Genomic DNA, 26,069 nt, shown 5'->3' on the forward strand with positions numbered 1-26,069 from the left:
CCATGTGCCCCCCCCTGCGCCTACACACAAAGCTGGTGGCCTGGCTGTGGGTGGCGCTGTGCGCGGTGGGTGGAGGCGCCAGCCACGCCAATGAACCCGTGGGCGAGCTGGAGCTGAAGGCCGCCTACATCTTCAACTTCATCCAGTTCATCGAGTGGCCCGACAGCGAGGCGGACTCGCCCCAGGAGATAGGCCTGTGCGTGTCACCCTTCAGCCCGCTCAAGCGCCCCCTGAGTGCGCTGGAGGGCAAACCCGCCAGCAAGGGCCGCACCCTGCGGGTGAAGCTGCTGGAACCCGCCAGCCTGCGCCAGTGCCGGGTGGTGGTGCTGAGCAATGCAGATGTCGAGCCCGCGCTGCGCGCGCTGCGTGCCCTGCCTGCGGCGCACGGCGTGCTCACGGTCTCTGATGAGCTGACCTTCGTCAACCCCGAAATCGTCATCGCACTGGCCCAGCGCGATGGCCGCATCGTGTTTGGCATCAACCCCGATGCGGCCGCGAAAGCGGGGCTCACCATCAGCTCCAGGCTGTTGCGCCTGGCCCGGGCGGGCAAATGACCCCCCTGCAGCCCACACCCGCCCCCCAGGCACCGGCTCCGCTGCTGCCGCCCATCCTGCTGTCCTCGCGGCTGGTGGCCACGGGCATCCTGTCGGCGGGCCTGGCGCTGCTGACCGTGGTGCTGGCGCTCACGGCCATGGACTACTGGAGCACCCGCAGCTCCATGCTGCAGGACAGCCGCGTGGAGGCCGCCATCGTGGCCGACAACATCTCGGCAGCCGTGATGTTCCGCGACACGGGCACGGCCAATGAGATGCTGGGTGCGCTGCGCTCGTCGTCGATGGTGCTGGCGGCGGGTGTGTACGACAACAACGGCGTGCTGTTTGCCCACTATGTGCGCGAGCGCGACCCGGAGTTTCCGACCACGCTGCGCGCGGCGGGCATGCATGGTGCGCTGGAGCGCTCCAGCTGGGAGAGGCTGGAGATCGCCCGCGCCATCCCGGGTGCGGTGGGCACGGCGAATCCCCTGGGCACGCTGTACATCCGCAAGTCGATGCGCGAGCTGCACACCCGGCTGGCCCTGCGTTTTGTCAGCGCACTGCTGGTGGCCGTGTGTGCGATGGGGGTGGCCACGGCCATGGTGCTGCGCAGCCGCGCCGCGGTGCGCGAGGCCGAGCACCGGCTGCACACGCTGGCCCACACCGACGCCGTCACCGGCACTGGCAACCGCCATGCGTTCAACGAACGGCTGGCCGCCGAGCTGGAGCAGGCCCGCAGTCAGGGGCACCGGGTGGCGCTGGTCTACATCGACCTGGACAACTTCAAGACGCTCAACGACACCTTCGGGCATGCGGCGGGCGACGGCCTGCTGCGCCAGGTGGCGCAGCGCCTGCAGTCCGTGGTGCGCAGCGACGACACCATCGCACGCCTGGGGGGCGACGAGTTTGCGCTGATCCTGCGGCTGGACATGGACGATGCCGCGCTGCAGAAGTACGCGCAGCGCATCATCGGCGTCTTCCAGGCCGCCTACACCGAGGTGGGACAGCAGATGAATGTCACGGGCAGCGCGGGCATTGCGACTTTTCCCGACGATGCGCCCGACGTCAACGCCCTGGTCAGCAACGCCGACACCGCCATGTACCGCGCCAAGGAGATGGGCAAGAACCGCTGCGTGCGCTTCGAGCCGTCGATGAACCAGGCCGTGGTGCGCCGCCAGGCCATCGAACATGCGCTGCGCGCCGAGCTTGAGCAGCAGGGCGGCGGGCTGGCACTGCATTACCAGCCGCTGTTTTCCGCGCGTGGCCAGGCCCTGGTGGGGGCCGAGGCGCTGCTGCGCTGGACGCACGCCGAGCTGGGCCCTGTGTCGCCACTCGAAGCCGTGTCGGTGGCCGAGGACTGCGGCCTCATCGTGCCGCTGGGCTACTGGGTGCTGCGCACCGCCTGCCGCGACGCCGCGCGCTGGACCGCGCCCGGGCCGCTGCGGGTGGCCGTCAACATCTCGGCGCGCCAGCTGGGCGACCCACAGTTTCTGGAGCGCGTGATGGATATCCTGCGCGAAGAAGGCCTGCCTGCCCACCTGCTCGAAATCGAACTCACCGAAACCGTGCTCATGGAAAACATGGAGGCCGGTGCCCACACGCTGCACCGCCTGAGCCAGCTGGGCATCCACCTGGCCATCGACGATTTCGGCACGGGCTACTCATCGCTGGCCTACCTGCGCCAGTTGCCGATGCGGCGCCTGAAGATCGACCGCAGCTTTGTGCGCGACCTGCCCGAGCAGGAACACAGCCGCACCATCGTCACCGCCATCGTGGCGCTGGCGCATGGCCTGGGGCTGCAGGTGACTGCCGAGGGCGTGGAAACCCCGCAGCAGGCCGACTACCTGGTGCAGCAAGGTTGCGATGTGCTGCAGGGTTATGTGTTTGCGCGACCCATGCCGGTGGCGCAGTTTCTGGCACTGCAGGCGGGCACCACGGCGTAGCGCGCAGGGCGCAGGGCTGCTCAGGCCTCGGCGCCGTGGTAGCAGGGGGCGACCTCGCGCACTTCCACGGTGGCCCATTCGGCGGCCGGGCATGCACGTGCAATGGCCACAGCCTCGTCGCGGGTGGCGCAGTCCAGCAGATAGAAGCCGCCCACCATTTCCTTGGTCTCGGCAAACGGGCCATCCACCAGCCGGGTCTGGCCCTCGCGCACCTGCAGGCGCACGGCCTGGTCGGTGGAAGCCAGCGACTCGGAGGCACGCAACAGGCCCCGCGCCTGCAGCCCTTCGCCAAACCGCTGCATGCGCGCATAGGCCTCCTGCCCCCCCGCCAGCCCCCGCTCGGCGCGTTGGCCGTGGGGTTCCATGATGAGCAGCATGTAGGGCATGGGGTGTCTCCTGAGCAGAAGGAAAAAAGGGGTAGGGCCCGCGTGGGCCGCCATTTGCGGGCGGTTTTAGCTATCATATAAATAGCTTAAAGTGCTTATCCGTCGAGCGGTAGCGGCCATTTTTTATCATATTCTTGCGCGCTGCAGCAGGCCTGTGCTATCTTTGGCCCCCTATGCAACGCAGCATGCTCCTATCCACCCTATCGCTAGGCCTAGTGCCTGGCCGGGGTCTGCCTGCGTTCGCTACCCTCGTTGCCTGACTCGCTCAGCGCAGCACCTGATCTCCCCCTGACCCCGGCCCGCGAACCAGCCTTTGCACACGCAAAGGGCTGCAGGGGATGTCATTCGTTTTGATTTCGTTTGACCCGTGCACCGTGCGTGATTTGCGCACCGCACACACCGTTCGTGGAGCCCCTCATGATTGCCAAACCCGCCACCAAGTACCAGCCCATCGCCCCCATTGCGCTCGCCGACCGCCAATGGCCCAGCCGCAGCATCACCCGCGCCCCTGTGTGGCTCTCCACCGATCTGCGCGACGGCAACCAGGCCTTGTTCGAGCCGATGAGTGGCGAGCGCAAGATGAAGCTCTTCCACGAGCTGGTGCGCATCGGCTTCAAGGAGATCGAGGTCGGCTTTCCCGCCGCGTCGCAGACCGACTTTGACTTCGTGCGCCGCCTCATTGACGAAAACCTCATCCCCGACGACGTGACCATCATGGTCATGACCCAGTCGCGCGAAGACCTCATCGCGCGCACCGTCGAGGCCGTGCAGGGCGCCCCCCGCGCCATCGTGCACCTCTACAACGCCACCGCGCCCGCGTGGCGGCGCATCGTATTCGGCATGAACGTGACGCAGGTGATGCAGCTGATTGCGCACCACGTGGGCTACCTCAAGCAGCTGACCGACGCGCAGCCCGAAACGCAGTGGACCTTGCAGTACTCGCCCGAGACCTTCAGCGCCACCGAACTCAGCGTGTCCCTCAAGGCCTGCCAGACCGCAATTGCCGCATGGAACGCCGGCCCCGGCCGCCCCATCATCATCAACCTGCCCACCACGGTGGAGAACGCCACGCCCAACGTGTTTGCCGACCAGATCGAGTGGATGGACCGGCACCTTGCACCCCGCGAGCACATCGTGCTGTCGGTGCACCCGCACAACGACCGGGGCACGGGCGTGGCGGCGGCAGAACTCGCGATGATGGCCGGTGCCGACCGCGTGGAAGGCTGCCTCTTCGGCAACGGCGAGCGCTGCGGCAACGTGGACATCGTGACCCTGGCGCTCAACATGTACACGCAGGGCGTGCACCCGGGCCTCGATTTTTCGGACATTACCTCGGTTGCGCGCATTGCGGAGGAATGCACGGCACTGCCCGTGCACCCGCGCCACCCCTATGCGGGCGATCTGGTGTTCACCGCGTTCTCGGGTTCGCACCAGGATGCGATCAAGAAGGGCTTTGCCGCGCAGGACCCGAATGCCTTGTGGGAAGTGCCGTACTTGCCCATCGACCCGGCGGACCTCGGCCGCACGTACGACAGCGTGATCCGCGTGAACAGCCAGTCAGGCAAGGGCGGCATTGCCTTCTTGCTGGAGCGCGAACACGGCGTGGTGATGCCGCGCCGCATGCAGGTGGAGTTCAGCGCCGTGGTGCAGCGCCAAACCGATGCGAGCGAAGGCGAGATGACGGGCGATGCGCTGTGGAGCCTGTTCCAGGCCACCTACCTGCAGGCCCCCGCGCAGGCCGCCATCACCTGCCATAGCCACAAGCTGGATGAAGACGGGCAGGGCATCGAGCTGGACGTGACCATCGACGGCACACGCCAGACGCTGCGCGGCCAGGGCAACGGCCCGATTGCCGCCACGGTGGATGCGCTCGGCCTGCCGCTGCGGGTAGACCACTACGAGGAACGCGCCACCGGCACGGGCGCCAACGCGCAGGCGCTGGCCATTGTGGAAGCCGCGATGGAGGGTGTGGCGGGTGCCACCTTTGGCGCGGGGGCCAGCCACAACATCGTGACCGCCTCGGTGCTGGCCATTGTGGGCGTGGCCAACCGTTTGATGGCGCGGCGCACCGCATCCCATCCAACGGATTCCGCCATGGCAGCATGAGCGGGGCCATGGAGATTCGCCCCGCTTTGGCCCGTGATGCGCCAGCCATCAGCGCTCTGGCATTGTCAGTGGCGCACTTTTTTACGCTCGACCGGAAGGGGCGGGGTGCCGAGGAGTTTTTGCAAACCTTGCGGCCCGAGGCGGTGGCACTGCGGCTGGCGACACCATCGTTCACGAACTGGGTGGGATGGGGGCCCGGGAATACTCTGGCGGGCGTGGTGGTGGTGCGGGATGGCACCCACCTGTTTCACCTGTTTGTGGCCGAGTCCTTCCAGGGCCGCGGCTGGGCGCGGCAACTGTGGCAGCACGCGCTCTTCCACATCGCCACCGGCCCCGCACCCGACGTGACCGTCAACGCGACGCTCCGTGCCCGGGGTTTTTACGAACGCTTGGGGTTTGTGGCGACAGGTCCCGCTGTGGAAACCCGGGGGGTTGCCTTCGTTCCGATGCGCCGCCCTGGCGACGCATCAGGCAGTGCGCTCTGGCAAACCACGTAAGGTGCTTCTTCCTGCCAAGGACCAGCCGGTTGTCTCGCGCTGGCAGCGGTGCATGCAAAACCTGTTGTCAAAGACCTTGTGTCGCCTCGGGAAACTGCAGCGTGCCGCGCCAGTCCATTAACCTCGGGCCCATGCGCGTTTTTCACCGCCTGGCTCTTGCCACCTGCACCGCCGCCCTGCTGGTCCTTGCCGGATGTGGCACCTCTCGGCCCCCGCCGTCGCCCGTATCCAGCGCGCCCTTGCGCACCACGCCGCCGCTCACGGCCGAGCAGGCGCACGACATCGCCATCCACGCGCTGGGCCTGGTGGGCACACCGTACCGCTATGGCGGCAACACGCCGGACTCGGGTTTTGACTGCAGCGGCCTCATCGGCTACGTGTACCGCAACCAGGTGGGCACGCCGCCACCGCGCACGGTGGCCCAGCTCAACACCTGGGGTACCCCCATCGACAGCAGCGAGCTGCGCACGGGCGACCTGGTGGTGTTCGGCACGGGCCGCCAGCCCAGCCATGCGGGCATCTATGTGGGTGAGGGGCGGTTTGTGCACGCGCCGTCCACGGGCGGCACGGTGCGGCTGGATCACCTGCAGTCGCGCCACTGGGCGCGGCAGAATGCGGCGTTCCGCAGACCGTAGAGGCTCCCCCTGAGTCGCCTTCGGCGCCTTCCCCCTGAGGGGGACGACGCACTCGCTGCGGGGCGGCCCTTGCTCTGCGTCACTGGCCTGGGCCGCGCCAGTTCCGGGCCGTGTGACCACATCCTTGGCCAGTAGGCAACGGCGGCTCCGCGACAATCGGGGCCACCATGACCCACGCACACCGCTCCGCCACCCCCATCTCCACCCACGACACGACGCGCATCGATGACACGCGCATCAAGGCCGTGCGGCCGCTGATCACGCCTGCGCTGCTGCAGGAATGGCTGCCCACGCCCGATGCGGCGCAGGCCCTGGTCGAATCCAGCCGCGCCGCCATTTCGCGCATCCTGCACGGGCTGGACGACCGGCTCATCGTGGTGGTGGGGCCTTGCTCCATCCACGACCATGGCCAGGCCATGGACTATGCGCGCCAGCTGAAAGCACAGGCCGATGCACTGCAGGGCGACCTGCTCATCGTGATGCGCGTGTATTTTGAAAAGCCGCGCACCACCGTGGGCTGGAAGGGTTACATCAACGACCCGCACCTCGATGGCAGCTTTGCCATCAACGAAGGGCTGGAGCTGGCGCGCCAGCTGCTGCTGGACGTGCTGGCGCTGGGGCTGCCGGTGGGCACCGAGTTCCTGGACCTGCTCTCACCGCAGTTCATCAGTGACCTGGTGAGCTGGGGCGCGATTGGCGCGCGCACCACCGAGAGCCAGAGCCACCGGCAGCTGGCCAGCGGCCTGTCGTGCCCCGTGGGGTTCAAGAACGGCACCGACGGCGGCGTGAAGGTAGCGAGCGATGCCATCCTGGCGGCCAGCGCCGCGCATGCGTTCATGGGCATGACCAAGATGGGCCAGGCCGCGATCTTCGAGACGCGTGGCAACAACGACTGCCACGTGATCCTGCGCGGTGGCAAGCAGCCCAACTACAGCGCCGCCGATGTGGATGCGACCTGCGCCGTGCTCAAGGCCGCCGGCCTGCGCGAGCAGGTGATGATCGACGTGAGCCACGCCAACAGCAGCAAGCAGCACCAGCGCCAGATCACCGTGGCCGAAGATGTGGCACAACAGATTGCTGCGGGCGATGCACGCATCACCGGCCTGATGATCGAAAGCCACCTGCAGGAAGGCCGCCAGGACATCGTGGCGGGCCAGCCGCTCACGCCCGGCGTGTCAGTGACGGATGCCTGCATCAGCCTGGCGCAGACCGTGCCGGTGCTCGGAAGCCTGGCCGCCGCCGTGCGCGCCCGCCGCGCCCGCCCCTGACCGCAAACGGCAAGCACCGAGGGCGGGCGGGGCCTGCGGGGCATAGGAATGCAGGGGCCCGTTTCATTTGGGGCAAACCCCCATGCAGTGCCCCGGCGGGGGGTGCCTGTGCGGTGTAGCATTGCCCTTTCGACCCTTGGGGCTCCCCCCCTGGATTTTTCACTGCGGTGCTGGCATTGAGCCAGTGCCCACTTGCTGCCCGACTGCCTTGTTGTTCCCGCTGCCCTGCGCCTGCCTACTCACCCCGGTCGCCCTGGCCCGGCGGTGCCAGTGCACGCGCCTGGGCACCGTGGTTGCCTGACCACCATGCCACCAGCGCAAGCCACCGCAGAAGCCGCCAGGCTCCAGGCACTGCAGTCTTACGCCATCCTCGACACCCCGGCCGAAGAAAGTTTTGACCAGCTGGCCAAGCTGGCGGCACAGGTGTGCCGCTGCCCCATGGCGGTGGTCAACTTTGTGGACCATGAGCGCCAGTGGTTCAAGGCCACCGTGGGTGTGCCTTTTCGCGAGACCGACCGCGCGATTGCGTTCTGCGCCCATGCCCTGAGCGGCAGCCGCGAGCCCCGCGTGGTGCCCGACACCACCCTGGACCCCAGCTTTGCCCACAACCCGCTGGTGCTGGAGGAACCCCATGTGCGGTTCTACGCCTGCGTGCCCCTGGTGACGAACGAGGGGTTTGCGCTGGGCACCCTGGCGGTGCTGGACTCCGTGCCACGCAACCTGTCGCCCGAGCAGCTGGAGGGCCTGCGCATCCTCGCCGAGCAGACCATGATGCAGCTGGAGCTGCGGCGCCAGAAGCAATTGCTGGGCGAGCTGGTGCAGCAACGCGACCAGATGCACGCCGAGCTGGCCGCTCAGGGCGAGGCGCTGCGCGTGACGGGGCAGATTGCGCGGGTCGGTGGCTGGACGGTCGAGCTGCCCGGCATGCAGCTGAGCTGGTCGGACGAAATCGTTGCCACCTATGGCATTGCACAGCGCACGGGCTCGGCCACCCAGCTGCTGCAGCTGTACACCCTGCCGCACCGCGCGGCGGTACAGAAGGCGTTTGACGACTGCGTGCTGAAGGGCACGCCGTTTGACATCGAGGCCGAGGTTGTGATGCCCGGCGACCGGCATTTCTGGGTGCGCACGGCGGGCCAGGCGGTGCGGGATGCCAACGGCCACATCGTGCGCGTGCAGGGTGCGTTCCAGGACATCTCGGCACAGCACCAGGCCCACCAGGCGCGGCAGTTCAGCGAAGAGCGCTTTCACCTGGTGTCGCGCGCCACGGCCGATGCCGTGTGGGACTGGAACCTGCACACCGATGCGATGTGGTGGAACGAGGGTATGCAGAACCTGTTTGGCGTGCCGCTGGATCAGCTGCCGCCCGACAGCACCTCGTGGACCTTGCGGCTGCACCCCGACGACAGTGATGCGGTGCTGGACGGGATCCACGCCGCCATCGAAGGCACGGCCAACCACTGGTCGGACGAATACCGCTTTCGCCGCAGCGACGGCAGCTATGCCTGGGTGCTGGACCGGGGTTTCCTGATCCGCGACCTGCAGGGCAAGGCCGTGCGCATGGTGGGCGGCATGACCGACATCAGCGCCCAGAAGCTGGCCGACCTGGACGCCCAGCGCGATGCGCAGAACCATGCCGAGCTGCTGCGGGTGCAGCAGCGCATCTCGTCGCTGGACATGCCCTTGCCCGAGGTGCTGCAGCTGGTGGCCAGCACAGTGCTGCGCCAAACCGGGGCGCGCGGCGCGATGGTGGAGCTGCTGCAGGGCCGCCAGCTGGTGGCGCAGGCCTCGGCGGGCGACCATGTGCGGCCCGTGGGCAATCTGCTGCCGGTGGACCAGAGCCTGCTCTGGCCCGCGCTCAGCCAGGGCCAGACCGTGGTGTGCAACGACACTGAGGCCGAGGGCTGGGACATGGCGTCGATGCCACACCGCCACGGCGTGCGGTCGGTGATGGCCGTGCCGCTGCGCAGCGGCGATGCCATCGTGGGCTCGCTCAAGGTGACTTCGGACAAGACCAATGCGTTCTCGCGCCGCGACGTGGCCCACCTGGAGATCCTTACCGAGTCGCTGGGCGCCATGGTGCAGCTGCGCCATGTGGCCGGGCAGTTGCACGCGTCCGAGCTGCAGTACCGCATGCTGTTTGACGAGCACCCGCACCCGATGTGGGTGTACGACAAGGAGACGCAGCGGTTGCAGGCGGTCAACCGGTCGATGGAAACCCACTACGGCTATACCGAGGCCGAGCTGCTGACCATGCAGATGACCGACCTGTGGCCGGCCGAACGGCGCGACGCCATCCGCGCGTCCATCGACGCCATCCCCATGAGCCAGCGCAACAAGCCGGTGATCAGCCGCCATGTCAAGAAGGACGGCACGTTCATGGACGTGGAGATCACGGCGGGCAGCATCAGCTTCAACGGCCGCCCGGCGCGGCAGGTGCTGGCCACCGACGTGACCGAGCGCCTGCGCACCGAGCGCGAGCTCGCACGCATGGGGCGCGCGCAGCGCCTCTTGAGCGCCTGCAACGAAACCCTGGTGCGCGCCACCTCCGAAACCGCCCTGCTGCAGGCTGTCTGCCAGATTGCGGTGGACATCGGCGGCTACCGCATGGGCTGGGTGGGGCTGGCGCTGGACGATGAACGCAAGTCCATCCAGCCCGTGGCCCACGCGGGCTACAACGAGAACTACCTGGAGAACCTGCACCTGTCCTGGTCGGCCGACGACCCCTACGGGCGCGGCCCGGCGGGCATGGCCATCCGCTCGGGCCAGCCGGTGATCGTGCAGGACATCCGCACCGAAGGCGACTTTGCCGACTGGACCGAACGCATGCTGGGCCATGGTTTCCATGGCGTGATCTGCCTGCCCCTGCAGCACCGCGACCAGGACCGCGCGTTTGGCCTGCTCTACCTGTACGCGCCCGACATCCTGCAGATCAGCCCCGAGGAAGCCGCGCTGCTGCAGGAGCTGGCCAGCGACCTGGCCTTTGGCATCACCAGCCTGCGCGCGCACAAGGCGCAGCAGCGGCTGCAGGCCTCGGTGCTCAAGGTGGCGGCGGCCGTGTCGGCCAGCACCGGCACCGAGTTTTTTGTGCAGCTGGTGCGCAACATGGCCGACGCCCTCGATGCCCAAGGGGGCTGCGTGGTGCGGCTGCTGCCTGCCACGGCGCGGGACCAGGCCCCCCGCGTGGTGACGCTGGCGGCTGTGCTCGATGGCCAGATGCTGCCGAACGACGAATACACCCTGGCCGGCACCCCCAGCCTGCTGCTGATGTCGCAGCGCACCCATGTAGTGACCGACAAGGCGCAGCAGCTCTACCCCGAGGCGCCCATCCTCGCCAAGGTGGGCGCGCAGGCCTATGCGGGCCAGCAGCTGTGCAATGCCGATGGCGAGGTGGTGGGCATCGTGTTCGTGCTGTTCCGCCAGGCGATCGCCGAGACCGACTTCATCACCTCCACGCTGCAGATCTTTGCCTCGCGCGCCTCGGCCGAGATCGAACGCCAACTGGCCGATGCCCGCATCCGCCACCAGGCCTCGCTGCTGGACAAGGCGCAGGACGCCATCGTGGTGCGCGACCTGGAGCACCGCGTGATCTTCTGGAACAAAAGCGCCGAGCGCCTGTACGGCTGGTCGCAGCTGCAGGCGCTGGGCCAGTCCATCGAGACCCTGCTCTACGACGACCCCACCCATTTCCGCCACGCCACGCAGACGGTGCTGGAGCAGGGCGAGTGGACGGGTGAGCTGGTGCAGCGCCACCGCAACGGCGGCACCATCGAGGTCGAGGGCCGCTGGACCCTGGTGCGCGGCGACGACGGCCGCCCGCAGTCCATCCTGGCCATCAACACCGACATCAGCCAGCGCAAGGCCAACGAGCGCGAGATCCAGCGCCTGGCGTTTTACGACGCGCTCACCGGCCTGCCCAACCGCATGCTGCTCATGGACCGCATGCACCAGGCCCTGGCCACGGCGCAGCGGCGCCACCAGGGTGGGGCGCTGCTGTTCATCGACCTGGACAACTTCAAGCAGCTCAACGACACCCTGGGTCACGATCAGGGCGACCTGCTGCTGCAGCAGGTGGCGCAGCGCCTGAACACCTGCGTGCGGGCGGTGGACACCGTGGCGCGCCTGGGCGGCGACGAGTTTGTGGTGATGCTCGAAGAACTCAGCCCCAAGCCGCACGAACTGGCCATGCATGCCCGCAGCGTGGGTGAAAAGATCCTGACCATGCTGGCCGTGCCCTATGCGCTGGCAGGCTACCAGTACCGCAGCACACCCAGCATCGGCATTGCGCCGTTTGCGGGCGAGCTGACCAGCGTGGGCGAACTGCTCAAGCAGGCCGACCTGGCCATGTACCAGGCCAAGACCGCCGGGCGCAACACGCTGCGCTTTTTCGACCCCGACATGCAGGCCGTGGTCACGGCCCGCGCCGCGCTGGAGGCCGACCTGCGCTCGGCCCTGGCGCAGGAAGAATTTTTGCTGCACTTCCAGCCGCAGATGCGCCACACCGGCCAGTGTGTGGGGGTGGAGGCGCTGGTGCGCTGGGCCCATCCGCAGCGCGGCATGGTCTCGCCCGCGCAGTTCATTCCGCTGGCCGAAGAAACCGGGCTCATCCTGCCCCTGGGCCGCTGGGTGCTGCACAACGCCTGCCAGCTGCTGGCCAGCTGGCAGCAGGACCCGGCCCTGGCCCACCTGACCATGGCCGTGAACGTGAGTTCGCGCCAGTTCCGCCACGCCAGTTTTGTGGACGACGTGGCCCGGGTGCTGGCCATCACGGGTGCGCCGTCGGGCCAGCTCAAGCTGGAGCTGACCGAAAGTGTGCTGGTGGAGGACATGGAAACCACCATCGCCACCATGGAGGCGCTGCGCAGCTACGGCGTGGGTTTCTCGCTGGACGACTTCGGCACGGGCTATTCGAGCCTGAGCTACCTGAAGCGCATGCCGCTGAACCAGCTCAAGATCGACCAGAGTTTTGTGCGCGACCTGCTCACCGACCCCAACGATGCCGCGATTGTGGACACCATCATCGGCCTGTCGCGCAGCCTGGGCCTGGAAGTGATCGCCGAGGGCGTGGAAAGCACCGAGCAGCGCGAGCTGCTGGCCCGCGCAGGCTGCCAGCTCTACCAGGGCTACCTGTTCAGCCGCCCCCTGTCGGTGGACCTCCTAGACGCCTTCCTGCGCACTCCGGCCGCTTAGGTGGCCTGCCCTCGGGGCAGTCCCCTCACTTTTCCTTTTTTACAAACTGGACAAAACCACAGCCAAGGCTGTGGTTTTTTGTTTTCCGAGGGCGCCGGGGCCATCGCCAGGCCGACGGCCGACCATCCATGGGCTGCGAAGGCCCTTGGGTTGGGCCCACACAGCACCTCCCGAGCGGCCCGGGAGTTGTTCCCTGTCTTTCTTCTTATATCTTTTATAAATACATAGTCGTAGTAGTAAGGGGTGGCCCTTGCTGTGGACAACTGGTTTTTCTGCAGCCTGGGCGCGCACTTAGCCATCTGCCAACTCTGTGCACCGATCCCTGCTCCTGCTGTCACGGCAACGGGGACAAAAGCCAGCCGTCGCCTTTTTCTGTGGATAACCCTGCGCTTGTGCCAGAACTATCCCCAGTTTTACGCACCGGGTGCCGGGGTGGCAAAAAACCTACTCAAAACGGCCTTCCGCGCTCAATGGATAAGCGCTTTAAGCTATCTATTTGATAGCTATTAGAGTTTCTTGCGCAGCGGAACACCACGCATTCGACCGGGCCAGGCTTCCGTCTCCCTGATCGGCTCCCCACCAATCGGATTGCCGGCGGAACCCGTTCCCGCTTTTTTCGCCACCAGTCGGCGGGCACTGCTGCCTTCCCATGTGCAGGGATGTCCGAGGGGCCCCGGAGTCGGGGTTCTGGTTATTCTTTGATAGCTCTATATATAAATAGCAGTAGTAATAGAGTCGCCCCCTTTCTGTGGACAAGCGCTTTTTCCTGAATGCTGGCGCGGGCTTGCGTCGCCGCAAAGTCTGTGCGGCGGGCTGCACAAAGCGCGGGGCCCAGGTACAACAACTTTTCGGCAGCGGCTGTTCGTGTGGATAACTGCCCGGTTGTGCCAGAACTCTTCCCAGACTTATCCACAATCCGGGGTGCTGGCCTCGATTTTTTTGGGGCTCCCGGGACCTGAGAGGCGTCTGCAGGGCGAAAAAAAGCCCGGCGTCTGCGGAAAGACGCCGGGCGGGTGGGGATGCAGCGGCTGGCCGCTGATTCGTGTCTTACTGGGCGGGTGCCGGGCCGGGCTTGCCGCCCGCGCCGCCGTGGTGGCGTTCGCCAGGGCCACCGTGACCGCCATGGTGGCGGCCTTCGCCCCCCTTCATGTCACCCATGCGGTGTCCTCGGTGCGCCTGGGCGTCAAAGGTCTTTTGCTGCTCGGGCGTCAGCGCGGCGTAGAAGGCCTTGGTGGCCTCGCCCCGGCGGTCGGCCTCGGCGGCATGCTGGGCGCGCAGGGCCCGCATGCGGTCGATGCGCTCGGGGGTGGTGAGCTTGTCCATGTCCTGGCGGTCCAGGCGCGCGGGGCGCTCGCCGGGCTGCATCGCAGTGGTGAAGGTGGTCCAGGCGGGTTCCTGGGCGGCGGTCAGCTTGAGCTGGGCCTTGAGTTCGGCCAGATGCTTGGCATGGCGCTGGGCGTGGTCGCCGTGGCGGCGCTCGTGCCCGCCTTCGGGGGCCTTCGCCGAAGCGGCCGGTGGTGTAGCGGGTGGTTGCTGCGCCAGAACGGGCAGGGCCATGGCCGCCAGAAGGGCGGTGGCTGCAAAGCGGCGTTGGAAGGGGGATGCCATGGTGGGAGTCCTTTCATGGGGGGGTTGGCTCGCTGCAACGACCGTTTCAGCGATTGAGGGCCAGTGTCTGCCCCGCATGTAACGCCGCCGTGCGTGTTGGATGAGGCTGTGTAAAGTTGTGACAAGAAGCTCCATCGGTGGGCGGCTTCTTCCCCTGGCCAATCATGGTAAAAATGCCGCCTCCCGCTCTATGGGTAAGTCTTTATAGCTATCAAACTAATAGCTTTTGACAAGCGTCAAGCTGCCGCCCCCGCAGGCGGGCGACTGGCCCGGGGTGGCGACCGCCGACAATGGCGGGTTCCGAGCCCGTTGGCTTGTTTTTTATTCACCAACGCCCCCAACAAAAGGTTTTCCGTGTTCAAGAACATGATCGTGTACCGCATTGCTCCGCAATGGCAGGTGGAATTGACGCAGGTCGAAGAGGCGCTGGCCAAGGCACCCTTTATGGAATGTGGCGCCACGCAGGAAAAATCCCTGGGCTGGGTGCCGCCGCGCGGCGAACCGCATGGCCCGTTGGCCGAGTCGGTCGGGGGCCAGTGGATCCTGCGCTTCATGGTCGAATCCAAGGTGCTGCCCGGCAGCGTGCTGGCGCGCAAGGTCAAGGAAAAAGCCGAACGCATCGAACAGGAAACCGGCCGCAAGCCCGGCAAGAAGGAAAGCAAGGAGCTCAAAGACGAGGCCAAACTGGACCTGCTGCCCATGGCCTTCACCAAGCAGGGCTCGATGTGGGTGTGGATCGACACCGCCTCGCGCCTGCTGGTGCTGGACACCTCCAGCCAGGGCCGCGCCGACGAGGTGGTCACCCTGCTGGTCGAATCCCTGCCCGGCCTGTCGGTGTCGCTCATCAACACCCAGACCAGCCCGCAGGCGGCCATGTCCCACTGGCTCAAGGAACAGGAGCCGCCCGTGGGCTTCACGGTGGACCGCGAGTGCGAACTCAAAAGCGCCAACGAAGAAAAAGCGGTGGTGCGCTACGCCCGCCACCCGCTGGACATCGAGGAGGTGCGGGCCCACATCGACGCGGGCAAGCTGCCCACCAAACTCGCCCTCACCTGGGACGACCGCGTGAGCTTCATGCTCACCGAAGGCCTGCAGATCAAGAAGGTGTCGTTTCTTGACACCGTGTTCGAAGGCACCAAGGCCGACGACGGCGGTTTTGACACCGACGTGGCGATTGCCACGGGCGAGCTGGTGAAGCTGATCCCCGATCTGATCGAGGCACTGGGGGGCGAGGCGGAGAGTGGGGTGGCCAGCGCGGCCGATGCCGTGGCAGCCGCTGCCCCAGCCACGGCCGCGCCACGGGCTGCGGCACCTTCTGCGCCCATCGCACCTGCACGCAAATCAGCGGGCGGCGGCGTGGTGACCGGGCCCCGGGAGGCCCCGGTGGATACGGATCCGGGGGCGGCGCCGTTTTGAGTTGATCACGTCCGCAGCAAGGTATGCCCGGCAGGCGCTCAGGTGCAGGGTTCAGAGGGCATCGCTGCAGGCCATGGCACGCACCAGCGCTGCCAGCTCGTGCACATACCCATCCCTGATCCCCAGCACCTCGCACTGCCGCACCAGCTGCTCCAGATAGTCCCGGTTGCTGCCAACGCGCCCGCAGGCCGTTGCAATGGTCGCTGCGGTGGCCTGCATCGACAGGTCGCCCCGGTAGAGGGGGTGGGTGGTGTTGGCCACCAGAACCAGCGCCTGCACATCACCCTGGGGTGTGGGCAGTGCAAGCAGTTGTGGGCAGTAGGCGCCGGTGATCATCTCGCGGCGCCAGAGCAGGCGGGATTCGGCATCGACCAGCGGGGCGGGGATCCGGAACGCCAGGCCTTCGCAGATCTGGCTGGCGTCCGGCTCCAGCGTCAGCACCAGCCCGGGGCAGTCGGGCGTGCCCCGGCCAATGGTGGTGCCGAGGGCGAAGCGGCGCCCATACCCGGGCAGGCAGGCCCGGCGCACTTCGTCGAAATGAAAACCCGGGTTCCACATCAGCGAACCATAGGCAAACACCCACAGGTCAAGCGAGTGCGCGGTGATGGTGGCGAGCACCTCGCGGCGCGAGCGTTCTACCTCGCTGTCGGGCAGGCGCCAGTGGGCAGGCAGGCCCTGGCTGCGGGCCTGGGCGTCCCATTCGGCCAAGGCCTCATCGGTCAGGCGCAGGCCCGAGTCGTGGGCCGGGGTGAGCCGGCCTTGCAGCTCGGGCAGGTGGAGGAAGGCGTTGGGGCGGGGCATGGTGGCGGGTTGCAGCTTACCGGCGGGCCAGGTCGAACACCAGCACGTCGGCGCCGGTGCCATGTTGCAGGGTCAGCTGGTTTTCATCCTCCAGCAGCGCACCGTCGCCTGCGGCCAGTGGCACGCCGTTGACCAGCACAGTGCCCTGTGCCACATGCACATACGCCAGGCGCTGGGGGTAGAGGGCCTGCGTGGCGGTTTCGGCATCGCCGTCGAACAGGCCTGCCCAGAGGGTGGCGTCGGCATTCATGCTGAGTGAACCATCGACCCCTTTGCGCGACGCAAGGCGCACCAGCCGGCCCCGCCGGTCTGCGGCCGGAAAGTGCTTTTGTTCGTAGCTGGGGCGGATGCCGGTGAACAAGGGTTTGAACCAGATCTGCAGGAAGTGGGTGTCCTGATCCTGCAACGCGTTGAATTCGCTGTGCTGAACGCCCCAGCCTGCGCTCATGCGCTGCACATCGCCGGGGCGCAGGATGCCGGTGGGGGGTGTTGGCGCAGGGGGGGCGCCGTCCGGATGGCTGCGCTGCGGCAGGTTGTCCTGGTGGGCCAATGCGCCGCTGAGCACATAGCTCACGATCTCCATGTCGCGGTGGCCGTGGCTGCCAAAGCCCTGGCCGGGGGCCACCGTGTCGTCGTTGAGTACCAGCAGGTTGCCATGGCCCTGGTGGCGCAGGTCAAAGTAGCTGCCAAACGAGAAGCTGTGGGCGCTGTGCAGCCAGCCGGTGGAGGAGCGGCCCCGGTCTGCGGCTGCGCGGACGGTGATCACAGTGAAGGTGTCCTGCTGTTGGAGAAAGGGTTGTGCACATCGGGCGATGGCATGCACCCACTGTAGAGGGCGGAGCGGCCCGGATAAACGGGCCGCATGCAAACGGAGTGTTCCGTAAACGGGGCTAATAGGGGCCCGTGAGAATGGTGCGCAAGCTGGCGCGTGTCCTGCGTTGGAAATTTTGTGTAGAACGAGTTGTCAATTCAGGACACCAGGCGCTACCGCCCCGCGAATGACGGGCTCTGGCGCTGGTGAAACGCCTCCACCCCCGCACGAAAGTCCTCCGTGCCCGCGCACTGCACAAAGGCGTCTTTTTCGGCCGCCAGCTGTTCGGGCAGGGTGCGCTCCATCGAGTCGCGCATCAGGCGCTTCATCGCGCCGTAGGCCAGGGTGGGTCCAGAAGCCAGACGCTGGGCCAGGGCCGTGGTGCTGCTCTCCAGCTCGGCGGCGCGCACCACGCGGTTGATGAGGCCCAGGCGCAGCGCGTCGTCAGCGGTGAAGGCATCGCCCAGCAGCGCAATCTCCAGCGCCTGGCGCAGGCCCACGATGCGCGGCAGCGCCCATGAGGCACCCACATCGCAGCTGGTGCCCAGGTGGATGTAGGCCAGGTTGAAGCGTGTGCCTTCGGCAGCGATCACGTAGTCGGCCATGAGCAGCAAACTCAAACCTGCACCGGCGGCCGCGCCGTGCACCTGCGCGATGACGGGGGCGTTCATCTGCGTGAGCAGCAGCAGGGCCTGGTTCAGCGGCGTGAGGATGTCGATGGCGCCCTGCACGGGCGCAGCGCGCAGCGTGGCCAGGTCGCCTCCGGCCATGAAGCCCCGGCCGTTGCCGGCCAGCACCACGGCGCGCACACCCGGGTCGGCGGCGATGGCCTGCACGGCGGCGAGGAAGGCGTTGGCCATGGGCACGTCGATGGCGTTGAGTGCTTCGGGCCGGTTGAAGCGCAGGGTGGCGATGGCGCCGTTGCGCTCCATCAGCAGGGGCTGTGTGGCAGGGTGGGTGGCGGTGTTTTTCATGTCAATTTGGCCCTCTGCGCGCAACAGTAAAGCGTTTTTAGCTCTTGTTTTTATAGTGAATGGCCTGGGTGGGGCTGCCAAAGCGATTCGGATCGCCTCAAGAACTCTCAGTGGTACAGCGCCTCGATCTCGGCCGCGTAGGTCTTGTAGATGCTTGCGCGGCGCACCTTCATGGTCGCTGTCACCTCGCCGTCGTCGTGGTCCAGCTCCTTGGTGAGCAGGTGGAACTTGCGGATCTGCGACACCTGCGCGAGGCGCTGGTTGCCCTGGTTGATTTCGGCATCGATGAGGCCGCGCACCTCGGGGTGTTCCACCAGCGAGCGAAAGTGCGTGAACGGTATGCGCCGCGCCTCGGCCCATTTGCCCACGGTCTCGTAGTCGATCATCACCAGCGCGCCCACAAACTTGCGCGCCTCGGCGACGATGATGCATTCCTTGATGAAGGGGCTGCCCTTCATCGTGTTCTCGATCTCGGACGGCGTGAGGTTCTTGCCGCCGGCGGTGATCATGATGTCCTTGAGGCGGTCCACGATCTTGATCTGGCCTTGCTCTTCGCGCACCACGTCGCCCGTGTGCAGCCAGCCGCCCACGATGCTGCTGGCCGTGGCTTCGGGGTTCTTGTAGTAGCCCGCAAACACCATGTCGCCTTTGAGCTGCAGTTCGCCGTTGTCGGCAATGCGGTGCTCCACGCCCAGCGTGGGCACGCCCACCGTGCCCACCACTACATGGTCCAACCGGTGGCCCGTGACCATGCCGGTGGATTCCGTCAGGCCATACACCTCGATGAGTGGCACGCCCAGCACGCGGAAGAAGCGCACCACATCGGGCGGAATGGGCGCGGCACCGGTGAGCGCCACCTGCGCATTGCGCAGGCCGATGAAGTTCTGCAGCGCGCGGAACACCAGCCAGTAGCTCGCGGCATAAGTGAGCTTGTCGCCCACGCTCCAGGCACTGCGCGGCTTCTCGGCCAGCGGCTTGCAGGCGTTGTAGGCCTTGTGGAACAGCGCGCGGCGCAGGCCACCCGTTTCCTGCAGCTTGATGTGGATGGCCGCGTGCAGCTTCTCCCAGATGCGGGGCACGCCCAGGAACATGGTGGGTGCGACTTCGCGCAGGTCCTCCTGCACGGTGCGGATGGACTCGCCAAAGTTCACCTGCGAGCCGATGTACACGGGCACAAAGCTGGTCAGCATCTGCTCGGCCACATGGCACAGCGGCAGGTACGACAGGTGGGTGGTACCTTGCGACAGTTCCAGCCGGTCCACGATGCCGGGCACCACGCCCCGGATGTTGCGGTACGAAATCATCGCGCCCTTGGGCTTGCCGGTGGAGCCCGAGGTGTAGATCATCAGGCCCACGTCATCCAGCCGCTGGCGTGCGAGGGCTTCGTCGATGATGGATTGTTGGCCCGACGCCGCGCCCAGCTGCTCGACCTCGTCAAAGGTGGTGATGAACTGCCGCACCTCGTGCGCAAAGCTGCGCAGGCCCTTGGTCTCCATGACCACGATCTTTTTCAGACGTGGCAGATCGGGCAGCGCGGCCAGCAGCTTGTCGGTCTGCTCCTGGTCTTCGCAGACCATGATCTCGATGTCGGCATGGCCCACCACATAGGCCACCTCGTTGGTGGGGCTGGTGGGGTACACGCCCACCGTCACGGCGCCCACCAGGCCTGCGCCCATCTGGGCCAGCACCCATTCGATGCGGTTCTCGGCGATCACGCCCACATGCCCGCCCGCAGGCAGGCCCAGTGCCTTGAGGCCCAGGCCAAAGTGGCTGGCGCGCTGGTGGTACTGCGCCCAGGTGAAAGGCTTCCAGATGCCGAAGTCCTTTTGCCGGATGGCGATGCGCTGCGCGTCGGTGCGCGCGCGCTCGCGCAGCATCTGGGGCAGGGTGAGGTCGGGGAGCGTCATGACAGCCATCTTTTGCGGCGCTTGTAGTGCTTGATGTCCTTGAAGCTTTTCGCCTCGCCACCACCGCCCATGCCGAGGTAGAACTCGCGCACGTCCGGGTCATTGGCCAGGCGTTCGGCCGTGCCGTCGATCACGATCTTGCCGTTCTCCATGATGTAGCCCCGGTGCGCCACGGCCAGCGCCACGGTGGCGTTCTGCTCCACCAGCAGCATGCTGGTGCCCCGCTCGGCGTTGATGCGCGCGATGATGGTGAAGATGTCTTCGACCAGCTTGGGAGATAAGCCCAGCGAGGGCTCGTCGAGCAGGATGAGCTGGGGCTGCGCGATGAGCGCGCGGCCAATGGCCAGCATCTGCTGCTCACCGCCCGACAGATACCCCGCCAGGCCCTTGCGCCGCTCATGCAGACGCGGGAAGTAGCTGTAGACCAGGTCGAAGTCCGGCGTCGCATCCTTGCGTCCTGTGAGCGCATAGGTCGCTGCCACCAGGTTCTCTTCGACCGTGAGGTCTTCGAACACGCGGCGGCCTTCCATCACATGGCTCAGGCCGTTGCGCACCAGCTGCTGCGGTGCCACGGCGGCCGTGGGCTGGCCGTTGAAGTGGATGCTGCCGCTTTCCACCACACCATCCTCCAGCGCCAGCAGGCCCGAGATGGCCTTGAGCGTGGTGCTTTTGCCTGCCCCGTTGCTGCCCAGCAGCGCCACGATCTGCCCCCGCGGAACGGCCAGCGACAGGCCGCGCAGGGCCTGCACCACCTTGTTGTAGATGACCTCGATGTTGTTGACTTCGAGGACGTGGGCCGGGGTTGGCTGGGTCATGGCAGCAGCAGGGTCAGAGCTTGATCCAGTCGGAGGCGGCGACCATCTTCTGGGCCTTCATGTCGGCGCGGTACACGCGGCCCACGGGGATCGAATTGCCGCTGATGGTGATCGGCACACCAATCAGGCCGCCCGTGTCGAAGTCCTTGATGGAGTTGAGCGCGGCCTTGAGGTTGGGGCCGGTGAGCGGTTTGCCTGCATCCAGGCAGCGCTTGGCCGATTCGGTGAACAGCATGGCGGCCAGAAAGCCCTGGATGTAGGCCGTGCTCTGGTACTCGGGGCGCAGGGCACGGATCTTCTCCAGCATGGGCGCTTTCTCGGTGTCGTAGTAGTAGCGGTAGGGCATCACGCCCATGAAGCCGTCGGCGGCCTCGCCCATCTTCATGACGGTGGAGCTGTCCATGGTCCAGAAGGTGCCCATCCACTTGCTGGTCATGCCCTGCTGTTTGCCCTGGGTGATGAACTCGGGGATGGGCGCGAGGATGTAGCCGTGGAAGATGGTGTAGTCGGGCGCTGCGCGGCGCAGCTTGATGACTTCGCCCGACACGTCCACGCTGCCAGCGGGCGTCATGATCTTGATGGGCACCGACAGGCCGAGCTTCTTGGCCATGGCTTCGCTGGACTCGATGGGGTCGCGGCCGAATTCCGAATCGGAGTACACGAAGGCCACCTTGGCACCAGGCTTTTCCTTGGCGATGTGCTTGAGCAGGATGCCGAACATCTCGGTGTAGTCGGGGCCCACGAGGAACTGGTTGGGGTACTTCTTGGGGTCGTTGAGTTCGGTGGCAAACGATGCGCCCGCCATCAGGATGTTGCCGTTGCGGTCCAGCTCGGGGTTGATGGTTTTGGAGAAGCCGGTGGAGTCGCCGTAGTACAGGTTGACCTTGTTCTGGCTGGTGATCTTCTTGAACGCAGCCACCGACACATCGACCTTGTAGCCCGTGTCTTCGGGCACGTACTTGACCTTGCGGCCCTTGATGCCGCCCGCGTCGTTGAGCATCTTCACGTAGTCGCCCATGCCAGCGTTGATGCCAACCCCCGCAAACGCGAACACGCCGGTGAGCGGGATGGAGCCGCCGATCACGATCTCTTCAGCGCCTTGGGCCAGTACCGACAGCGGGCTGGTGAGGGCAGCGGCGCCAGCGGCTCCGAGCAAGAGTTGGCGGCGCTGGAAGGAAGTGCGTTGTGTGTCCATGGTTGTCTCCTATAGGTTTAGTTGCGGAAAGGCCAGAGATGGAAGAAACGACGGACGCGCCGCCACACTTCGGCCAGGCCATGGGGCTCGAAGACGAGAAAACCGATGATGAGCAGGCCAAAGATGACCGTGCGCACGGGCGAGAGAAACACGGTGAGTTCGCTGCCGCCGGGCAGCATGTCCACCACGAGCTTGAGCAGCTCGGGCACCATGGTCATGAACACGGCGCCCAGGATGCCGCCCAGGATGGAGCCCATGCCGCCGACGATGATGGCCGCGAGGAAGAAGATGGACATGAGCAGCGGAAAGCTCTCGGGCGTGACCACGCGAAAGAAGTACGCCCACAGCCCGCCTGCCACCCCCGCATAGAACGACGACAGCCCAAACGACAGCAGCTTGTAGCGCAGCAGCGGTATGCCCAGCACCTCGGCCGAGATGTCGCGGTCGCGGATGGCGATGAACGCGCGGCCCACGCGCGTGCGGAACAGGTTGGCTGCACCCAGCAGCATGAGGATGGTGACGGGCACGATGAGCCAGTACAGGCGGAACGAGGTGTCGAGCGCCATGCCAAACAGCTTGGCGGGCGGCACGCTCAGGCCCCCAGTGCCGCCGGTGAACTTCCAGTTGGCAAAGATGAAGTGCGCGATGAACGATGCGGCAATGGTGGCAATGGCCAAGTACAGCCCTTTCACGCGCAGCGAAGGAATGCCCACCACGATGCCGCCCAGCATGGCGACAAAGCCACCTGCCAGCAGGTTGAGCACAAAGGGCGTGCCCACCTTGGTTTCCAGCACGGCCACCGTGTAAGCCCCCAGGCCCATGAAGGCCGCCTGCCCCAGGCTGACCAGCCCCGTGTAGCCTGTGAGGATGTTGAGCCCCGTGGCACTGGCCACATTGATGCTGACCAGGCAGGCCAGGTAGAGCCAGTAGTCGCTGGCCATGAAGGGGAACAACACCAGCAGCGCAGCGCCCACGGCCAGCCACACTTTTTGCGTGCGCGAGTCGAACAGCGCCGCGTCGGCGATGTAGGTTTCCTTGAGGGTTCCGATGCGCATGGGTCAGGCCTGCCGCCGGGCCGCCCCAAGGGAGGCCTGCGCCCCCTTGGGGGGCAGTGAATACACGAGGTGATGAACGTGGGGGTTCATGTTTTTACAGTCTCTCGATTTCGTGGGTGCCGAACAGGCCGTAAGGCCGCACCAGCAGCACGGCCACCAGCACGATGAACGTGGCCAGCAGCTTGTATTCGCCGCCCAGGTAGGCCCCGGCCAGCGCCTCGATCAGGCCGATGAGGATGCCGCCGACGAGCGCGCCCAGCACGCTGTCGAGCCCGCCCACGATGACCACCACCAGCACCGACAGTCCGAACACGCCCATGCTGGAAGAGATGCCGCCAATCGAGCCGACGATGATCCCGGAGATGGCTGCCAGCATGGCAGAGGCCACCCAGGCCAGCGAGAACACACGCGGCACGTTGATGCCCACCGAATACGCGGCGGCCTGGTCGCTGGCCGTGGCACGCAGGGCCACGCCGCCGCGCCAGAAGCGGAACACCACCAGCACCGCTGCAATGAACACGATGGCAATCACGGCGCCCCAGAACACCTTGGGCGCGAGGAAGGCATCGCCCACCATGATGGGCTGCGTGGGCATGAAGTCTGGCAGGCGGCGCTGGTCGGCCGTCCAGATCATCTCCACCAGGCCCACCAGCACCGAGGCCAGGCCCACGGTGACCATGAAGACCGAGATCGGCGGCTCGCCCAGCAGCGGGCGGATCATGGTGCGCTCGATCACCGCGCCCAGCAGGCCCGTGCCCAGCACGGCGGCGGGGATGGCCAGCCACAGCGGCAGCGCGAACATCGATGCAAAGGTGAAGAACAGGTAGGCGCCCACCATCAGCAGCTCGCCAATGGCAATGTTGACTACGCGGGTGGCCTTGTAGACCATGACGAAAGCCAGTGCGGCCAGCGCATACAGCCCGCCCCCGGCGATGCCGGTGAGGCTGACCTCAAACAGGTAGGCCCAGTCGAAGTTGCCGGTCATGCGGTGGTCACTCCCTGCAGCTTGGCACGCAGGTCGCCCACGTCGCCCGCGCCCAGGTAGGCGCGGATGACTTCGGGATTGGCCTGCACAGCGGCGGGCGTACCCTGGGCGATGACCTGGCCGAAGTTGAGCACCACTACGTGGTCCGACAGGTCCATCACCATGCCCATGTCGTGCTCCACCATCAGCACCGTCGCGCCCCATTCCTCGCGCACATCGAGGATGAAGCGCGCCATGTCTTCGGTCTCTTCACGGTTCATGCCGGCCACGGGCTCGTCCAGCATCAGGATCTGCGGCTGCATGGCGAGCGCGCGCGCCATCTCCACGCGCTTTTGCAGGCCGTAGGGCAGGGCCGAAACTGGGGCGTGGCGGATGTGGTCGATTTCGAGAAAGTCGATGATGCGCTCCTCGATGTCACGGCGCAGTTCGGCCTCTTCGCGGCGGGCGCGGCCCAGGTAGAACAGCGCGTCGAGCACGTTGGTCTTGAGGTGTGCGTGGCGGCCGAGCTTGATGTTGTCCAGCACCGTCATGCCGCGAAACAGCGCAATGTTCTGAAAGCTGCGGCCCAGGCCCAGCTTGGCGCGCTGCGGTGCAGGCACGCGGGTGATGTCTTGCCCCTGAAAGCGGATGGAGCCCTGGCTGGGCCGGTAAAAGCCCGAGATGGTGTTGAACAGCGAGGTCTTGCCCGCACCGTTGGGGCCGATGACGGCGGTGATCGAACCGGGCAACACATCAAACCCTACGCCGGTCAGCGCCTTGACGCCACCGAACGCCAGGGTTACGCCCTGCACCTGCAGCAGGGGCGTGGCAGCAGCGGGGCCGGAAGGGGTTGTCTCCATTGGCTTTCTAATACGGGTTGTTCGCAGCTTCTGAGCAGAAATTTCTTGCAGACCCTGCAGAAAATTCCTACTTGTGCGTAAACTGTTTACTCGTGAGTAGATTCTGGAAGCCGCCACCCCGTTCAGCATCCGTACTTTCCCGAGGAATCGCCCCCCATGCCCCAGGCCAAAGCGGCATCGACCCGACGCAGCAGCAATAGCAGCACGAGCAGCGGCAGCAGCCGCCAGCGCGCGGCCCCCAAGCCCTCTTCCGCAGTCGCGACAGCTGGGCCCGAAGACGCCCCCGATGCCGCCTCCTCACCGTGGGCCCCTGTGTCGCACCGTGAGCGACAGCGCGAAGCCAAGCGCAACGCGGTGTTGCAGGCTGCCGCCCAGCTGTTCAACGAGCGCGGCTTTCACGCCACCTCGCTCGACGACATCGCCGCGCGCCTGAACGTGACCAAGCCCACGCTGTACTACTACGTGAAGAACAAGGACGAGATCCTGTTGCAGTGCGTGGGCAAGGGGCTGGCGATGATGCTCGAAGGCATCGACGCATCCCGCGCCGCAGGCGGCAAGGCCATCGACCAGCTCATGACCTGCATGCAGGTGTATGCGCGCATCGTCACCATGGACTTCGGCATGTGCCTGATCCGCGTGGGCGACGAGCAGGTGCCCCCCGAAAGCCGCAAAGAGCTGCGCCGCCTCAAATCCGCCATCGACCAGGAGTTCCGCCGCCTGGTGGCTGAGGGCGTGGCCGAGGGCTCGATCCAGCCCTGCGACCCCAAGATCACGGCCTTTGTGATTGCAGGTGCGCTCAGCTGGATCGGCCGCTGGTACCAGCCCGGCGGCGAGTACACGGCCGAGCAGGTCGCGCAGCAGTGCATTGCGACGCTGTGTGACGGGGTGTTGCGACGGCCAGCTGACAGCACTGCGCTGGACGCCGCTGCCGTGCCCGCCCCCAAGCCCAGGGCGGCGAGAGGCACAGCTAAGAACGCTGCCCGGCCTACCGAAAGCTGATATTTCGCCTTAGTCCAGAAGCGAAGTGAAATTGGCCGCTAGCGCCCGATGATCAGGCGCTAGCAGCTATATCTTTGATAGTGATTGATGGCGTTTGGTGCGCTGT

General features: G+C 66.4%; 20 protein-coding genes. 9 read left to right on the plus strand and 11 right to left on the minus strand.

The window, feature by feature from the left end:
• The first annotated feature begins 2 nt into the window (after nt 1–2).
• Both CBY09_RS12370 and CBY09_RS12375 read left to right on the plus strand, forming a co-directional pair.
• Nucleotides 3–554 carry a YfiR family protein gene (locus CBY09_RS12370; protein ID WP_094289911.1) on the plus strand — a complete coding sequence of 184 codons (552 nt, stop codon included), beginning with the start codon at nt 3–5 and terminating at the stop codon, nt 552–554.
• Entirely contained in the window at nt 551–2,476 is a 1,926-nt protein-coding gene (locus CBY09_RS12375) for a putative bifunctional diguanylate cyclase/phosphodiesterase (RefSeq protein WP_094289912.1), read from the plus strand. Before CBY09_RS12370 ends, CBY09_RS12375 begins: the two co-directional genes overlap by 4 nt.
• A 20-nt stretch (nt 2,477–2,496) precedes the next feature.
• On the opposite strand, the gene CBY09_RS12380 is transcribed toward CBY09_RS12375, so the two are convergent.
• Nucleotides 2,497–2,862 carry a YciI family protein gene (locus CBY09_RS12380; RefSeq protein ID WP_063462260.1) on the minus strand — a complete coding sequence of 122 codons (366 nt, stop codon included), beginning with the start codon at nt 2,860–2,862 and terminating at the stop codon, nt 2,497–2,499.
• Between the two features lie 417 nt (nt 2,863–3,279).
• On the opposite strand from CBY09_RS12380, the gene leuA reads away from it, so the two are divergent.
• From leuA to CBY09_RS12405, 5 genes are all read left to right on the plus strand, one after another.
• Nucleotides 3,280–4,968, plus strand: coding sequence for a 2-isopropylmalate synthase (gene leuA / locus CBY09_RS12385; RefSeq protein ID WP_094289913.1), 1,689 nt, complete (start codon nt 3,280–3,282; stop codon nt 4,966–4,968).
• Nucleotides 4,969–4,976: 8 nt separating this feature from the next.
• Nucleotides 4,977–5,465, plus strand: a complete 489-nt coding sequence (locus tag CBY09_RS12390; RefSeq protein ID WP_165773905.1) for a GNAT family N-acetyltransferase — start codon at nt 4,977–4,979, stop codon at nt 5,463–5,465.
• 131 nt (nt 5,466–5,596) lie between these two features.
• Entirely contained in the window at nt 5,597–6,100 is a 504-nt protein-coding gene (locus CBY09_RS12395; protein ID WP_094289915.1) for a C40 family peptidase, read from the plus strand.
• 167 nt (nt 6,101–6,267) lie between these two features.
• Nucleotides 6,268–7,368: a 3-deoxy-7-phosphoheptulonate synthase gene (locus CBY09_RS12400; protein WP_094289916.1), complete on the plus strand. Its 1,101-nt coding sequence runs from the start codon at nt 6,268–6,270 to the stop codon at nt 7,366–7,368.
• A 306-nt stretch (nt 7,369–7,674) separates the two neighbouring features.
• Nucleotides 7,675–12,558: an EAL domain-containing protein gene (locus tag CBY09_RS12405; protein ID WP_094289917.1), complete on the plus strand. Its 4,884-nt coding sequence runs from the start codon at nt 7,675–7,677 to the stop codon at nt 12,556–12,558.
• A gap of 1,047 nt (nt 12,559–13,605) precedes the next feature.
• On the opposite strand, the gene CBY09_RS12410 is transcribed toward CBY09_RS12405, so the two are convergent.
• The gene (locus CBY09_RS12410) at nt 13,606–14,166 is read right to left on the minus strand and encodes a Spy/CpxP family protein refolding chaperone (protein ID WP_094289918.1); all 561 of its coding nucleotides are present in this window, start codon (nt 14,164–14,166) and stop codon (nt 13,606–13,608) included.
• Between the two features lie 354 nt (nt 14,167–14,520).
• Between CBY09_RS12410 and CBY09_RS12415 the strand changes: the two genes are divergently transcribed.
• Nucleotides 14,521–15,582 carry a recombination-associated protein RdgC gene (locus CBY09_RS12415; RefSeq protein ID WP_094289919.1) on the plus strand — a complete coding sequence of 354 codons (1,062 nt, stop codon included), beginning with the start codon at nt 14,521–14,523 and terminating at the stop codon, nt 15,580–15,582.
• Nucleotides 15,583–15,633: 51 nt separating this feature from the next.
• On the opposite strand, the gene CBY09_RS12420 is transcribed toward CBY09_RS12415, so the two are convergent.
• The 9 genes from CBY09_RS12420 to CBY09_RS12460 form a co-directional block, all read right to left on the minus strand.
• Complete coding sequence (locus CBY09_RS12420; RefSeq protein ID WP_094289920.1) at nt 15,634–16,383, minus strand: gamma-glutamylcyclotransferase; 750 nt, start codon at nt 16,381–16,383, stop codon at nt 15,634–15,636.
• A gap of 16 nt (nt 16,384–16,399) precedes the next feature.
• Nucleotides 16,400–17,149, minus strand: coding sequence for a pirin family protein (locus CBY09_RS12425; RefSeq protein WP_094289921.1), 750 nt, complete (start codon nt 17,147–17,149; stop codon nt 16,400–16,402).
• 218 nt (nt 17,150–17,367) lie between these two features.
• Nucleotides 17,368–18,168 (minus strand): enoyl-CoA hydratase/isomerase family protein, encoded by an 801-nt coding sequence (locus CBY09_RS12430; RefSeq protein WP_094289922.1) that lies wholly within the window; start codon nt 18,166–18,168, stop codon nt 17,368–17,370.
• A 107-nt stretch (nt 18,169–18,275) separates the two neighbouring features.
• Nucleotides 18,276–20,075 (minus strand): AMP-dependent synthetase/ligase, encoded by a 1,800-nt coding sequence (locus tag CBY09_RS12435; RefSeq protein WP_205734135.1) that lies wholly within the window; start codon nt 20,073–20,075, stop codon nt 18,276–18,278.
• Complete coding sequence (locus CBY09_RS12440) at nt 20,072–20,890, minus strand: ABC transporter ATP-binding protein (RefSeq protein ID WP_094289924.1); 819 nt, start codon at nt 20,888–20,890, stop codon at nt 20,072–20,074. Before CBY09_RS12440 ends, CBY09_RS12435 begins: the two co-directional genes overlap by 4 nt.
• A 13-nt stretch (nt 20,891–20,903) precedes the next feature.
• Complete coding sequence (locus CBY09_RS12445; protein ID WP_094289925.1) at nt 20,904–22,085, minus strand: ABC transporter substrate-binding protein; 1,182 nt, start codon at nt 22,083–22,085, stop codon at nt 20,904–20,906.
• A 17-nt stretch (nt 22,086–22,102) separates the two neighbouring features.
• Nucleotides 22,103–23,140 (minus strand): branched-chain amino acid ABC transporter permease, encoded by a 1,038-nt coding sequence (locus tag CBY09_RS12450; RefSeq protein WP_094289926.1) that lies wholly within the window; start codon nt 23,138–23,140, stop codon nt 22,103–22,105.
• A gap of 94 nt (nt 23,141–23,234) precedes the next feature.
• Nucleotides 23,235–24,125 carry a branched-chain amino acid ABC transporter permease gene (locus CBY09_RS12455; RefSeq protein ID WP_094289927.1) on the minus strand — a complete coding sequence of 297 codons (891 nt, stop codon included), beginning with the start codon at nt 24,123–24,125 and terminating at the stop codon, nt 23,235–23,237.
• Nucleotides 24,122–24,964, minus strand: a complete 843-nt coding sequence (locus CBY09_RS12460; RefSeq protein ID WP_094289928.1) for an ABC transporter ATP-binding protein — start codon at nt 24,962–24,964, stop codon at nt 24,122–24,124. The genes CBY09_RS12455 and CBY09_RS12460 overlap by 4 nt, the downstream gene beginning before the upstream one ends.
• Before the next feature lie 156 nt (nt 24,965–25,120).
• On the opposite strand from CBY09_RS12460, the gene CBY09_RS12465 reads away from it, so the two are divergent.
• A complete protein-coding gene (locus CBY09_RS12465; protein WP_094289929.1) occupies nt 25,121–25,963 on the plus strand; it encodes a TetR/AcrR family transcriptional regulator in 843 nt (280 codons plus the stop codon).
• The last annotated feature ends 106 nt before the right edge of the window (nt 25,964–26,069 follow it).

Origin of the sequence: Acidovorax kalamii (genome assembly GCF_002245625.1) — a bacterium.
Taxonomy (GTDB): Bacteria; Pseudomonadota; Gammaproteobacteria; order Burkholderiales; family Burkholderiaceae_C; genus Acidovorax; species Acidovorax kalamii.

Bases quoted from the DNA above. Each gene is read 5' to 3' on its own strand.
- CBY09_RS12395 (WP_094289915.1), top strand. From the start codon at position 5,597: ATGCGCGTTTTTCACCGCCTGGCTCTTGCCACCTGCACCGCCGCCCTG.
- CBY09_RS12405 (WP_094289917.1), top strand. From the start codon at position 7,675: ATGCCACCAGCGCAAGCCACCGCAGAAGCCGCCAGGCTCCAGGCACTG.
- CBY09_RS12460 (WP_094289928.1), bottom strand. From the start codon at position 24,964: ATGGAGACAACCCCTTCCGGCCCCGCTGCTGCCACGCCCCTGCTGCAG.
- CBY09_RS12440 (WP_094289924.1), bottom strand. From the start codon at position 20,890: ATGACCCAGCCAACCCCGGCCCACGTCCTCGAAGTCAACAACATCGAG.
- CBY09_RS12435 (WP_205734135.1), bottom strand. From the start codon at position 20,075: ATGACGCTCCCCGACCTCACCCTGCCCCAGATGCTGCGCGAGCGCGCG.
- CBY09_RS12420 (WP_094289920.1), bottom strand. From the start codon at position 16,383: ATGCCCCGCCCCAACGCCTTCCTCCACCTGCCCGAGCTGCAAGGCCGG.
- CBY09_RS12375 (WP_094289912.1), top strand. From the start codon at position 551: ATGACCCCCCTGCAGCCCACACCCGCCCCCCAGGCACCGGCTCCGCTG.
- CBY09_RS12400 (WP_094289916.1), top strand. From the start codon at position 6,268: ATGACCCACGCACACCGCTCCGCCACCCCCATCTCCACCCACGACACG.
- leuA (WP_094289913.1), top strand. From the start codon at position 3,280: ATGATTGCCAAACCCGCCACCAAGTACCAGCCCATCGCCCCCATTGCG.
- CBY09_RS12445 (WP_094289925.1), bottom strand. From the start codon at position 22,085: ATGGACACACAACGCACTTCCTTCCAGCGCCGCCAACTCTTGCTCGGA.
- CBY09_RS12455 (WP_094289927.1), bottom strand. From the start codon at position 24,125: ATGACCGGCAACTTCGACTGGGCCTACCTGTTTGAGGTCAGCCTCACC.
- CBY09_RS12430 (WP_094289922.1), bottom strand. From the start codon at position 18,168: ATGAAAAACACCGCCACCCACCCTGCCACACAGCCCCTGCTGATGGAG.
- CBY09_RS12465 (WP_094289929.1), top strand. From the start codon at position 25,121: ATGCCCCAGGCCAAAGCGGCATCGACCCGACGCAGCAGCAATAGCAGC.
- CBY09_RS12380 (WP_063462260.1), bottom strand. From the start codon at position 2,862: ATGCCCTACATGCTGCTCATCATGGAACCCCACGGCCAACGCGCCGAG.
- CBY09_RS12370 (WP_094289911.1), top strand. From the start codon at position 3: ATGTGCCCCCCCCTGCGCCTACACACAAAGCTGGTGGCCTGGCTGTGG.
- CBY09_RS12410 (WP_094289918.1), bottom strand. From the start codon at position 14,166: ATGGCATCCCCCTTCCAACGCCGCTTTGCAGCCACCGCCCTTCTGGCG.
- CBY09_RS12450 (WP_094289926.1), bottom strand. From the start codon at position 23,140: ATGCGCATCGGAACCCTCAAGGAAACCTACATCGCCGACGCGGCGCTG.
- CBY09_RS12390 (WP_165773905.1), top strand. From the start codon at position 4,977: ATGGAGATTCGCCCCGCTTTGGCCCGTGATGCGCCAGCCATCAGCGCT.